This window comes from Halomonas mongoliensis (assembly GCF_052496345.1).
This window is the reverse complement of the sequence record NZ_CP199288.1, coordinates 2,838,073-2,850,288: the sequence shown is the minus strand read 5'-3', so window position 1 is coordinate 2,850,288 and position 12,216 is coordinate 2,838,073. Positions and strand designations below refer to the sequence as shown.

General features: G+C 70.6%; 11 protein-coding genes. 4 read left to right on the top strand and 7 right to left on the bottom strand.

Annotation, left to right across the window (positions count from 1 at the left end; all coding sequences use genetic code 11):
* Window positions 1-91 precede the first annotated feature (91 nt).
* From ACRYRV_RS13410 to hemA, 7 genes are all read right to left on the bottom strand, one after another.
* Window positions 92-1,438, bottom strand: coding sequence for a glutamine synthetase family protein (locus tag ACRYRV_RS13410; protein ID WP_253443908.1), 1,347 nt, complete (start codon window positions 1,436-1,438; stop codon window positions 92-94).
* Window positions 1,439-1,473: 35 nt separating this feature from the next.
* Window positions 1,474-2,781, bottom strand: a complete 1,308-nt coding sequence (locus ACRYRV_RS13405) for an NAD(P)/FAD-dependent oxidoreductase (protein WP_444984782.1) — start codon at window positions 2,779-2,781, stop codon at window positions 1,474-1,476.
* A gap of 221 nt (window positions 2,782-3,002) precedes the next feature.
* On the bottom strand, window positions 3,003-3,749 hold the full coding sequence (locus ACRYRV_RS13400) for a HesA/MoeB/ThiF family protein (protein WP_444986277.1): 747 nt from the start codon (window positions 3,747-3,749) through the stop codon (window positions 3,003-3,005).
* Window positions 3,750-3,757: 8 nt separating this feature from the next.
* The gene (locus tag ACRYRV_RS13395) at window positions 3,758-4,258 is read right to left on the bottom strand and encodes an Lrp/AsnC ligand binding domain-containing protein (protein WP_253443912.1); all 501 of its coding nucleotides are present in this window, start codon (window positions 4,256-4,258) and stop codon (window positions 3,758-3,760) included.
* 191 nt (window positions 4,259-4,449) lie between these two features.
* Window positions 4,450-5,319, bottom strand: coding sequence for a peptide chain release factor N(5)-glutamine methyltransferase (prmC, locus tag ACRYRV_RS13390; protein WP_444984783.1), 870 nt, complete (start codon window positions 5,317-5,319; stop codon window positions 4,450-4,452).
* Between the two features lies 1 nt (window position 5,320).
* A complete protein-coding gene (gene prfA / locus ACRYRV_RS13385) occupies window positions 5,321-6,412 on the bottom strand; it encodes a peptide chain release factor 1 (protein ID WP_444984784.1) in 1,092 nt (363 codons plus the stop codon).
* A gap of 8 nt (window positions 6,413-6,420) precedes the next feature.
* Window positions 6,421-7,689 (bottom strand): glutamyl-tRNA reductase, encoded by a 1,269-nt coding sequence (hemA, locus tag ACRYRV_RS13380; protein WP_253443917.1) that lies wholly within the window; start codon window positions 7,687-7,689, stop codon window positions 6,421-6,423.
* Window positions 7,690-7,853: 164 nt separating this feature from the next.
* Here hemA and ACRYRV_RS13375 point away from each other — a divergent pair, with 164 nt between their 5' ends.
* Genes ACRYRV_RS13375 through ACRYRV_RS13360 form a run of 4 tightly spaced genes read left to right on the top strand, consistent with a single transcriptional unit; the run spans window position 7,854 to window position 12,101 of the window.
* Window positions 7,854-9,614: a tetratricopeptide repeat protein gene (locus ACRYRV_RS13375; protein ID WP_253443920.1), complete on the top strand. Its 1,761-nt coding sequence runs from the start codon at window positions 7,854-7,856 to the stop codon at window positions 9,612-9,614.
* Window positions 9,615-9,651: 37 nt separating this feature from the next.
* Window positions 9,652-10,269 carry a lipoprotein insertase outer membrane protein LolB gene (lolB, locus tag ACRYRV_RS13370; RefSeq protein WP_309635556.1) on the top strand — a complete coding sequence of 206 codons (618 nt, stop codon included), beginning with the start codon at window positions 9,652-9,654 and terminating at the stop codon, window positions 10,267-10,269.
* 4 nt (window positions 10,270-10,273) lie between these two features.
* Window positions 10,274-11,131 (top strand): 4-(cytidine 5'-diphospho)-2-C-methyl-D-erythritol kinase, encoded by an 858-nt coding sequence (ispE, locus tag ACRYRV_RS13365; RefSeq protein WP_309635555.1) that lies wholly within the window; start codon window positions 10,274-10,276, stop codon window positions 11,129-11,131.
* Between the two features lie 28 nt (window positions 11,132-11,159).
* Window positions 11,160-12,101, top strand: coding sequence for a ribose-phosphate pyrophosphokinase (locus ACRYRV_RS13360; protein ID WP_253443929.1), 942 nt, complete (start codon window positions 11,160-11,162; stop codon window positions 12,099-12,101).
* Window positions 12,102-12,216 lie beyond the last annotated feature (115 nt).

Here is a 12,216-nt window from a genome sequence, read left to right as displayed (position 1 = left end):
TCGCTTGTTGTTATCGGTCGCCCGGAGCCGGGGCCGATGAAGCCAGCGTAGCGGTCCGCGTCGGGGGCGGCCTCAACGCTGACGGGACACGTCAGACGCTGAGCAGCAGGAACTCCCGCTCCCAGGAGCTGATCACGCGCTTGAAGTTCTCGTTCTCCACCCGCTTGACCGCCACGAAACCGGTCACGAACTTGCTGCCCATGTAGGTCTCGAGCTCGGCGCAGTGCTCCATGCGCTCCAGGGCCTGCTCCAGGGTGAAGGGCAGGCGCAGGTTGCGTCGCTCGAAGGCGCGCCCCTGCACCGGCGCCGAGGGATTGACCTTCTGGATCATCCCCAGGTAGCCGCACAGCAGGCTCGCCGCGATGGCCAGGTAGGCGTTGGCATCGGCCCCCGGCAGGCGGTTCTCGACGCGGCGGTTCTGGGGGGTGGAGTCCGGCACCCGCAGGCCGCAGGTGCGGTTCTCCTCGCCCCACTCCACGTTCACCGGTGCCGAGGTATCGGGCAGGAAGCGGCGGAAGGAGTTGACGTTGGGGGCCATCAGCGGCAGCGCCTCGGGGATGAACTTCTGCAGCCCGCCGATATGGTGCAGGAAGAGCTGGCTCATGGTGCCGTCGGGGTTGGAGAAGACGCTCCTGCCGCTCTTCGCGTCCACCACGCTCTGATGGATATGCATGGCGCTGCCGGGCTCGTTGGTGACCGGCTTGGCCATGAAGGTGGCCGCCACGTCGTGCTTGAGCGCCGCCTCGCGCATGGTGCGCTTGAACAGGAAGACCTGGTCTGCCAGGGCCAGGGCATCGCCGTGACGGAAGTTGATCTCCATCTGGGCGGTGCCCTCCTCGTGGATCAGGGTGTCGATATCGATGCCCTGGGTCTCGCACCAGTCGTACATGTCCTCGAAGAGGGGGTCGAACTCGTTGGCGGCGTCGATGGAGAAGGACTGGCGGCCGGTCTCCTGGCGGCCGCTGCGGCCGATGGGCGGCTGCAGCGGCAGGTCCGGATCTTCGCAGCGCTTGGTGAGGTAGAACTCCATCTCGGGAGCGACGATGGGGCGCCAGCCCCGCTCGGCGTAGAGCGCCAGCACCTTCTTGAGCTGGTTGCGCGCCGAGAGCTCGATGGGGTTGCCCATCTTGTCGTAGCAGTCATGGATCACCTGGGCGGTGGGCTCCAGGGCCCAGGGGACCGGATAGGCGGCACTCGGGTCAGGCTTGCAGACCATGTCGATATCGGCCGGGTCGAGCAGCGAGTAGTAGAGGTCGTCCTCGACGTAGTCGCCGGTCACCGACTGCAGCAGCACGCTCTCGGGCAGGCGCATGCCCTTCTCGGCCACGAACTTGGAGACCGGGGCGATCTTGCCACGGGCGATGCCGGTGATGTCCGCAACCAGGCACTCCACCTCGGTGATGCGTCGCTCCTTCAGCCAGCTTTCCAGGTCTTTCATGGGAACCTCGTCTGGCGCCCGAGGGCGGGCGCTCGTCATAGTCGGTCGCGCAGCTTGTAGAAGCTGGTGGCCAGCACCAGCAGCGGCGTGCGCAGCCGCTCGCCGCCGGGAAAGCGCCGGTGGGGCATGGCGGCAAAGGCATCGAAGCGCTCGCTCTGGCCGGCGATGGCCTCCGCCATCAGCCGGCCGGCCAGCCCCGCCAGGGCCATGCCGTGCCCCGAGTAGCCCTGGGCATAGTAGAGCGTCTGGCCAACACGGCCGAAGTCCGGCGCCCGGTTGAGGGTGATGGCCACCTCGCCGCCCCAGCGATAGTCGATGGCGACGCCGCGCAGGATCGGGAAGAGCCGGGCGATCTTGGCGTCCATACGCGCCTGAAGCCCCCTGGGCTCGCGGCCGGTGTAGCTCACCTCGCCGCCGTAGACCAGCCGCCGGTCACCGGAGAGCCGATAGTAGTCGAGCACGAAGTTGGCATCCGACAGGGCGTCGTTTCTCGGCAGCACCCGGGCGGCGCGCTCGGCGGAGAGCGGCTCGGTAGCGACGATATAGTTGGCCGCCCGCATCACCCGCCCCTCGAGTTCCGGCACCAGGCGGTGCTGGAAGGCGTTGGTGCCCAGCACCACGAAGTCGGCGGTCACGGCCCCCTCGGGGGTCATCACCCGGTGGGGAGCGCCGCGCTGGATGTCCAGCGCCGGGCTGCCCTCGTGGAGCCGGGCGCCGGCATCGCGGGCGGCCCGGGCCAGCCCCAGGGTGTAGTTGAGCGGGTGCAGGTGCCCCGCCTCGCTCTCGTGCAGCGCCCCGGGGTAGGCGTCGGTCACCACCCGTTCGCGCAGGGCGTCCCCCTCGAGCCAGGTCAGCGCCTCATAGCCGTAGTCTCGGGCCAGGCGGTCGCGGAAGGCCTTGAGCTCGCTGACGTGGCGCGGCTTGACCGCGGCGTGCAGGTAGCCCCAGGCCAGGTCGCAGGGGATGGCGTGGCGCCCGATAAGCTCGGCGGTAAGCGCCACCGCCTCGCGACTCATGGCCCAGATATCCTGGGCGGCCGACAGGCCCAGGGCGCGCTCCACGGTAGCGATATCGGTGCCGAGCCCCGGCAGGATCTGGCCGCCGCTGCGCCCGGAGGCGCCATGGCCGATCTCGCTGGCCTCCAGCAGCACCACCGAATAGCCCCGCTCGGCCAGGTGCAGCGCCGCCGAACAGCCGGTCACCCCGCCACCGATCACGCAGACGTCGGCACGCACCTCCCCCGCCAGGGGCGGGCAGGGGCCGAGCGCCACGGCGATGGAGTCGCGGTACCAGGAGGCGGGGCGGCGCTCGAGGCTACCGGAAGAGGGGGGAGATACGCTCATGCGCAGGGCGCTCGCTGTTGTTCTTGAGATTGTTGATGCGATTCAGTTTGACATCAGCCGCGGCGAAACTGTCAAGTATTCGATACCAACGCCGCGTGGCGCCCGCTCCTGCGCCAACCGCCGCCGGTGGCCCGCTAAACGGGCTGGCATCCTGGCTTTCCGGCGCCCTCGAGGCGCTACCCCGGCCCCGGGCGGCCGCCCGGAGCGTCAAGAAATTACCATCACCCGCCGCAGGTCGCACAGGCCGGATCCCGGGGCACCCGGAAGTGGCGCCACTGGCCGGTGAGGCCGTCGAAGGTGGAGAGCCCCCGATGGGGGGTGCCCGCGCCGCTGAGCAGCTTGATCGCCTCCAGGGCCTGAAAGCTGCCGATCAGCCCCACCAGGGGAGCCACCACGCCGCTCTCGGCGCAGGAGAGCGCCTCGTCGCCGCTGCCATCCGGCGGATAGAGGCAGGCGTAGCAGGGGCACTCGGGGTCCCGGGGATCGAACACCGCCAGCTGCCCGGAGAAGCGGATCGCCGCCCCGGAGACCAGCGGCACGCCCGCCGCCCGGCAGGCGGCGTTGATGGCGTAGCGGCTGGAGAAGCGATCGGTGCAGTCGAGCACCACGTCGGCGTCGGCCACCGCCGCGGCCATGCGCTCCCCCTCCAGGTGGGCGGTCAATGTCTCGATGCGGCAGCCGGGGTTCAACGCCTGGGCCGACGCCCGGGCGGACTCTGCCTTGTTGCGGCCCAGGTCCGCTTCGCCGTGGGCGATCTGGCGCTGCAGGTTGGAGAGCTCCACCGCATCGGCATCGGCCAGGGTCAGCCGGCCGACCCCGGCGGCGGCCAGGTAGAGGGCCACCGGGGAGCCGAGCCCACCAGCACCCACCACCAGGGCGCGGCCGGCGAGCAGCCGCTCCTGCCCCTCGATGTCGATCTGGGCCAGCATGATCTGGCGGCTGTAGCGCAGCAGGTCGGCGTCGTTCATGGTCGCGGTCACTTGCCTTCGAACTCCTCGATATCGGGCACGTGGAGGGAGAACTCCTCCTTCACCTCCTCCATCACCACATAGCTCTTGGACTCCTTGACCCCGGGCAGGGTCAGCACCACGTCGCCGAGCAGCTGGCGGTAGGCGGACATCTCGGGGATGCGGCACTTGAGGATGTAGTCGAATTGGCCGGAGACCAGGTGGCACTCCTGGATCTGGGGCAGCTTGGCCACGGCGCGACGGAATTCGTCGAACACCGCCGGCGACTGGGTCTCCAGGCTGATCTCGACGAAGACCAGCAGGTTGGCCTTGAGCGCCCGGGGGTCGAGTACCGCCTTGTAGCCGCGGATGACCCCGGCGCGCTCCAGGCGCTTGACCCGCTCCAGGCAGGGGGTGGTGGAGAGCCCCACCTGGGAGGCGAGGTCGACGTAGGAGATGCGGGCGTTCTCCTGCAGGCAGCGCAGGATCTTGAGGTCGATACGGTCGAGAGTGCGAGTCTTGGCTTTCATGGGGAGGTGGCAGGCCGGTCGGGAGTGGCAGACTGAGCCGTCCAAACAGGTGATTGAACTGGAAACAACCGCGGCAACGGCCGCTGTCTGGTGTTCAGTCACGCATTCAGGGCGGCTTTCGGTATTATTTTCTGGTCAACATCTACCATAACATCCCGTGGCACCGCCAGCCGTCCTCTCAACGTCCAACGTCAGGCCAGGCGGCCGAGGGAGACCCGCTCGTGGCCGGCCAGGTCGCGCCGGGTCGCCACCTCCCGGTAATCGGCCGCCTGCAGGGCGTCGCGCACCGCCCTCCCCTGCTCGGCGCCGTGCTCCAGCAGCAGCCAGCCGCCCGGTGCGAGGTAGCCGCGGGCGACCGCCACCAGGTGGCGCAGATCGGCCAGGCCGGCCTCGCCGGCCACCAGAGCGCTCACCGGCTCGAAGCGCAGGTCGCCCCGGGCCAGGTGGGGGTCGTCATCGGCGAGATAGGGCGGGTTGGAGACGATCAGGTCGAAGCGTTCGGCGGCCTCGCCCTCCGCGGGGGCCAGCGCGGAGAGCCAGTCGCTCTGGCGGAACTCGGCGTTGACGATGGCGAGCCGCGCGGCATTGCGGCGAGCCAGCGCCACCGCCTCGGGGCGGATATCCACCCCCAGCACCCGCCACGCCGGCCGCTCGCTGGCGAAGGCGAGCGCGATGGCGCCGGTGCCGGTGCCGAGATCCAGCAGGCGCCCGCTGGCTGCGTTCGCCCGCTCCAGGGCGGCTTCCACCAGGGTCTCGGTATCGGGGCGGGGGATCAGGGTGCTCGGCTCGGTGGCCAGGCGCAGGCCCCAGAACTCCCGCTCGCCGGTGAGGTAGGCCACCGGCTCGCCGGCCTCGCGGCGCGCCACCAGGGCGGCGAAGCGTTCCGCCATGGCGGGGTCCGCCTCGCGATCCCCCCAGGTGTAGAGCCAGGTGCGGTCGACCTCGAGCAGGTGGCAGAGCAGCACCTCGGCGTCGAGGCGCGGCGTGGGCGAGCCGGCCTCGGCCAGGCGCGCCGCCGCCGCCACCAGCAGGGCATCGAGACGCTGGCTTGCACCCGGCACCTCAGGCCTCCTGCTGCAGGGCGGCGAGCTGCTCCGCCTGGTACTCGTGGATCAGCGGCTCGATCACCTCGTCGAGCTGCTCGCCGCCGATCACCTCGGACAGCTTGTAGAGGGTCAGGTTGATGCGGTGGTCGGTGACCCGCCCCTGAGGGAAGTTGTAGGTGCGGATGCGCTCGCTGCGGTCGCCGGAGCCCACCAGGCTCTTGCGCTCGTCGGCCTGGGCCTGGCGCCGCGATGACTCGGCGCTCTGCTTGAGCCGGGCGGCGAGCAGCGACATCGCCTTGGCGCGGTTCTTGTGCTGGCTGCGCTCCTCCTGGCACTCCACCACCACGCCGCTGGGCAGGTGGGTGATGCGGATGGCGGAGTCGGTGGTGTTGACGTGCTGGCCGCCGGCGCCGCTGGAGCGGAAGGTATCCACCCGCAGGTCGGCGGGGTTGATCTCGATGTCGCCCACCTCGTCCGCCTCGGGCATCACCGCCACGGTGCAGGCGGAAGTATGGATGCGCCCCTGGGACTCGGTGGCCGGCACCCGCTGCACGCGATGGGCGCCGGACTCGAACTTGAGCCGAGCGTAGACCCCCTCGCCCTTGATGCGCGAGATGATCTCCTTGTAGCCGCCCTGCTCGCCGTGGCTGGCGCTGACCACTTCCACCCGCCAGCCGTGCTGCTCGGCGTAGCGGGAATACATGCGGAACAGGTCGCCGGCGAACAGCGCCGCCTCGTCGCCTCCGGTGCCGGCACGCACCTCGAGGAAGACGCTGCGGCCGTCGTCGGGGTCCTTGGGCACCAGCAGCTGCTTGAGCCCCCCTTCCAGGGTCTCCAGGCGCTCGCGCCCCTCGGCCAGCTCCAGCTCGGCCAGCTCGCGCATCTCGGGGTCGCTATCGGAGGCGAGCTGCTCGGCGGCCTCGATATCGTCCTCGACCCCGCGATAGACCCGCCAGGCCTCCACCAGCGGCTCCAGCTCGGCATACTCGCGGGAGTAGTCTCGGAAGCGGCGCTGGTCGCCGATCACGTCGGGCTCTGCCAACAGGGCGGCGAGCTCCTCGAAGCGCTCGCCGAAGGCGTCGAGGCGCTGGCGCAGGGATGCTTTCATGGGTCGTCCTATCGGGTCTTGTCGGGGGAGTCGGCGAGGAGCAGCGCGCCGGCGGCTTCGAGCAGATCGTGGCGCTCGGCGGAGGCGGCCTCGCGCAGCGCCACGGTGGGGCGGTGCAGCAGCCGGTTGGTGAGCTGGTGAGCCAGGCGGCGCACCACCGCCTCGGGGTCCTCGCCGCGGCCGAGGCGCATCAGCGCCTGCTCCAGGGAGAGGTCGCGCTGGGCCTCGCCCAGGGAACGGAAGTCGTGGATCAGCTCGCCGCCGCCGCGGATGCGCCGCTCGTGCAGCCAGGCGCCCACGCCGTGCTCGATCAGCGACTCGGCCTGGTCGGCGGCCACCTGGCGGTGGCGGCGATTCTCCTCGATCACCTCCTGAAGGTCATCGACGGAGTAGAGAAAGATATCGGAGAGCTTGCCCACCTCGGGCTCGATATCCCGGGGCACGGCGATGTCCACCATGAAGATGGGGCGGTGGCGCCGCTTCTTCAGCGCCCGCTCCACCATGCCCTTGCCGATGATCGGCAGCGGCGCGGCGGTGGAGGAGATGACGATATCGGCCTCCGCCAGCGCCTCGGGAATGGCGTCCAGGGCAATGGCGCGTCCGCCCAGGCTGCCGGCCAGCAGCTCGGCGCGCTCCCGGGTCCGGTTGGCCACGGTGAGCTGGCGCACGCCGGCCTCGTGGAGGTGGCGGGCCACCAGCTCGATGGTCTCGCCGGCGCCGATCAGCAGGGCCCGGGCACGACCGAAGTCGTCGAAGATCCGGCTGGCCATGCTGACCGCCGCGTAGGCCACGGAGACGGGGTTCTTGCCGATGCCGGTCTCGGTACGCACCTGCTTGGCCACCGAGAAGGTGTGCTGAAAGAGGCACTCGAGCTCCTTGCCCAGCCCCCGCGCCAGCCGGCTGGCCTGGTAGGCGTCCTTGAGCTGGCCGAGGATCTGCGGCTCTCCCAGCACCATGGAGTCGAGCCCCACCGCTACCCGCATCAGGTGGCGGGCGGCCTCGTTGTCCAGGTAGTGGTAGGCACACCGGGACAGATCCTCCACCGGGAGGCCGTGGAAGCGGCCCAGCCAGTCGAGGATCGCACGCTCCCCCTCCGTCTCGGTGACGCAGTAGAGCTCGGTGCGATTGCAGGTGGAGAGAACCGCCGCTTCCTTGACCTGCGGCAAACCACGCAGCTCACCGAGCGCCGTCTCCAGCTGGGCTGGCGTGAAGGCCACCTGTTCGCGCACCTCGACGGTGGCGGTTCGATGATTGATTCCTAGGGCAAGCAGCGTCATGCGTAGGGCGTCTTTGCTGGTGGTGGCCGGCCTTGGCGGCATCATGAATAATGCGCAGCGATTCTATCACAGGGTCACCGCCTTGGGCGCCCCTGCCGAGGCGACCTTTGCCCGCGCCGGCCGAGCCGTTATGCTGGCGGTTCGGCCCTGCCAACGAGATGCTCATGCCTGCCGTCCGCTCCTCGTCACTTCGCTCGCTTTCCGCCCGCCTGGCGCCCCTGGCGCTGGCCGTCACGCTCGGCGGCTGCCAGGCGCTGCCTTCGGCCGGGGAACATGAACTGCCCCTGGACGACCCCCTGATCGGAGCGCCCCCCATCGAGCGCGGCCTGGACGCCCAGGGGCTGGCGGGGCTCCTGACCGCGGAGCTCGCCGGGCAGCGGGGCGACTACCGCCGGGCCGCCCTGGGCTACCTGGAGGCCAGCGAGCGCTACGCCACCCCGGCGCTGGCCGAGCGCGCCGCCCTGGCGGCCAGCTTCAGCAGCGACCGCGAACTGCTGGCCCGAGCCGCCGACCGCTGGCAGGCGCTGGCCCCGGGTGCCGAAGCCCCCTCCCGCCTGCTGGCCGGCCTGGCCGTCCAGCGCGGCGACTGGCCGGAGGCGCTGCGTCAGCGCCTGGCGCTGGTCGAGCGCGGCGGCGAGAGCGACCTCACCGCCTTCGTCGAGGCGGCGCTGGCCGAGAACGCCGACCCGCGCCCGCTGCTCCCCCTGCTGCGCGACTGGCTGCCCCGCGCCCCCCAAGGGCCCGCCCGCCAGGACGCGGAGCTCGCCACCGCCCTGCTGGAGGTCTCCGCCGGCGATATCGTCGCCGCCGAACGGCGCCTCGCCCGGCTCGGCGAGAGCGCCCCGGCGCTGCCGGCGCTGTGGCTGACCCGGGCCCGCCTGGCCCAGGAGCGTGGCGACCACCGCGGCGCTCGGGACGCGGCCCGCCGCGGGCTGGCCCTCTCCCCGGATGACCCCCGCTTTATTCTGCTGCTGGCCCAGAGCGAGCTGCGCCTGGGCAATGTCGCCGCCGCCGAGGCCCGCACCGATGCCCTGCTCGAGGAGCATGTCGGCAACGCCTCGCTGCGCCTGGCCCTGGCCCAGCTCTATCTGGAAGAGGACGCCGCCGAGGCCGCCCGGCGCCTGCTGCTGCCCCTGGTGGATGCCCCCGACACGCCCCCCATGGCCTTCTACCTGCTCGGCACCGCCGCCGAGGCGGAGGGCGAGGTGGACAACGCCCTGCTCTACTATCGCCAGGTCGCCCCGGGTGGCGAGTTCCTCGCCGCCCGGCTGCGCGCCGCCGAGATGCTGATCGCCGACGACCGCCTGCTCGACGCTCGGGCCTTCCTGCGCATCGAGCGGCTGCGTCACGATGCCCACTTCGCCGACCTGATCACCCTGGAGGTGGAGCTGCTGGAGCGGGAGGGGCTCGGCGAAGAGGCGGACGCCCTGCTGGACCGTGAGCTCAGCCGCACCCCCAACGATGAGCAGCTGCTCTACCTGCGCGCCATGCGCGCCTGGGCGGCCGGCGACCTCGACGGCATGGAGCGGGACCTGGGGCGCATCATCGAGCGCAACCCCGACAGCGCCATGGCCCTCAATGCCCTGGGCTACACCCTGGCCGACATGAACGTGACCGAACGCCTGGACGAGGCGCGCGAGATGATCGAGCGCGCCCACGAGCTCGACCCCGGCAACCCCGCCATTCATGACAGCCTGGGCTGGGTCTACTTCCGCCTGGGGGACCCGGAGCGTGCCCTGCCCTGGCTGGAGCGCGCCTATGCGGCCATGCCCGACCAGGAGATCGCCGCCCACCTGATCGAGGTGCTCTGGGCCCTGGAGCGCCGCACCGAGGCTCGCGAGCGCCTGGCCGAGGCGCTGGAACGCTTCGATGAGCGTCCGCTGATCGACGACCTGCTCCGGCGCCTGCCCGAACTGCGGCCCTGACGCCGCGATTCCCCCGACCACCGCCACGAGAGACCCCATGACACCACGCTCCCTGACGACGCTGCTGATTCCCCTGTTCGCCCTGCTGCTGCTGGCCGGCTGCGCCGGCCGCACTCCCGCACCGGATGGCGAACGCGCCGCCGGCCAGTGGCAGGCCCAGGCCGAGCGCACCGAGGCCCTCGACACCTGGATCCTGGCCGCCCGGGTCGGGTTGCGCACCTCCCAGGACGCGACCAGCGCCAATCTCGACTGGAGCCAGCACTCCCACTACTATCGGATGCTGCTCAGCGGCCCCTTCGGCAGCGGCCGCAGCACCCTGGAGGGTCGCGAGGGGCGCTTCTCCCTGACCACCAGCGAAGGGCGCTTCGAGGCCGAGACCCCGGAAGCCTTGATGGAGGAGCAGCTGGGCTGGTCCCTGCCGGTGGGGGCCCTGCAGGACTGGGTTCGCGGCCTGCCCGGCGCCAACAGCGACTACCGCCTCGAGGAGGATGAGCTGGGCTTTCCCCTGCACCTGATGCAGGACGGCTGGACCATCGACTACCGCGACTGGACCCAGGCCGAGTCGCTCTGGCTGCCGCGGCGCCTGGTGATGACCTACGGCGACCTGCGGGTGACCCTGGTGGTCACCGACTGGCGCCCCGTCGTCGATGAGTGAGCCGATGAAAGAGCCCCTTGTCCTGCCCGCCCCGGCCAAGCTCAACCGCATGCTGCATATCATCGGTCGCCGGCCCGACGGCTACCACGAGCTGCAGACGCTCTTCCAGTTCCTCGACCACGGCGACACCCTGCGCCTCTCCTCCCGCAGCGACGGCGAGCTGCGCCTGACCCCCGAGCTGCCCGGCGTCGCCGCCGAGGAGAACCTGGTGCTGCGCGCCGCACGGGCGCTGCAGCAGGAGAGCGGCCGCCGCCTGGGCGCCGATATCCACCTTGAGAAGCGCCTGCCCATGGGCGGCGGCCTGGGGGGCGGCAGCTCGGATGCCGCCACCGCCCTGGTCGGGCTCAACCGGCTCTGGGCGCTGGGACTCCCCCTGGAGCGGCTGGCCGAGCTGGGGCTCGCCCTGGGCGCCGACGTGCCGGTCTTCGTGCGCGGCCACGCCGCTTGGGGGGAGGGGGTCGGCGAACGCCTCACCCCGGTGGAACTGGACACCCCCTGGTTCGTGGTGGTGCATCCGGGCGTGGCGGTCTCCACCCCCGCGGTGTTCGGGGCAGCCGAATTGACACGCCACACACCCCCGATTACCATGGCGCGCGCCCTGCAGGGGGGAGCGTCTAGCTGGCGCAACGACTGCGAGGCCACGGTGCGTCGTCTCTACCCGCCGGTGGCAGAAGCGATCGACTGGCTGTCGGAGCGGGCACCCAGCCTGCTGACCGGCACCGGCGCCTGTGTCTTTTCCCGCCTGCCGCGGGAGGTCGATGCGGACCGGCTGCTGGCCGAGATCGACGGACGCTGGCCAGCCTTCAAGGCCCGCGGCCTGAACCGCTCTCCCCTCCACGAAGTTCTGGGATTCAACTCCTGATGACCCAACACTGCATAGGTGGCTGCGCGTGTCAAAATTGATGGTTTTCGCCGGGAACGCCAATCCCGAACTCGCCCGTAAGATCGCCGAGAGTCTGGATACTCGCCTTGGCAACGCCACGGTCGGCCAGTTCAGCGACGGCGAAATCGCGGTCGAGATCAACGAGAACGTGCGCGGCAAGGATGTCTTCATCCTTCAGTCCACCTGTGCGCCGACCAACGACAACCTGATGGAGCTGGTGCTGATGGTCGACGCCCTGCGTCGCGCCTCGGCCCACCGCATCACCGCCGTGGTGCCCTACTTCGGCTATGCCCGTCAGGATCGTCGCGTGCGCTCGGCCCGGGTGCCGATCTCCGCCAAGATCGTCGCCGACATGCTGGTCAAGGCCGGCGTCGACCGCGTCATGACCATGGACCTCCATGCCGACCAGATTCAGGGCTTCTTCGACGTGCCGGTGGACAACGTCTACGGCTCGCCGATCCTGCTCGACGACATCGAGCGTCAGAACTACGAGAACCTGGTGGTGGTCTCCCCCGACGTGGGCGGCGTGGTGCGCGCCCGGGCCATCGCCAAGCAGCTCAACGCCGACCTCGCCATCATCGACAAGCGTCGTCCCCAGGCCAACCAGGCCCAGGTGATGCACATCATCGGCGAGATCGAAGGCCGCAACTGCGTGGTGGTAGACGACATGATCGACACCGCCGGCACCCTCTGCAAGGCCGGCGAAGCGCTCAAGGAGCACGGTGCCGAGCGCGTTGTCGCCTACGCCACCCACCCGATTCTCTCGGGCCCGGCGGTGGACAACATCGTCGGCTCGGTGCTCGACGAGGTGGTGGTCACCGATACCATTCCGCTCTCCGACAACGCCCGCCGCTGTGGCCGCATCCGCCAGCTGAGCGTGGCCGGCCTGATCGCCGAGGCGATCCGTCGGGTGAGCAACGAAGAATCCGTCAGCGCCATGTTCCACTGAGGACTGCCTCGGGAACCGGCGCCGGACAGCACCCTGCGGGACCCTCCGTCCCGGCAGGCTATCGGAAGTGCCGTTGGTCAGGTCGCGGGCCACGGCGCTTTCCTACTTCACTGAA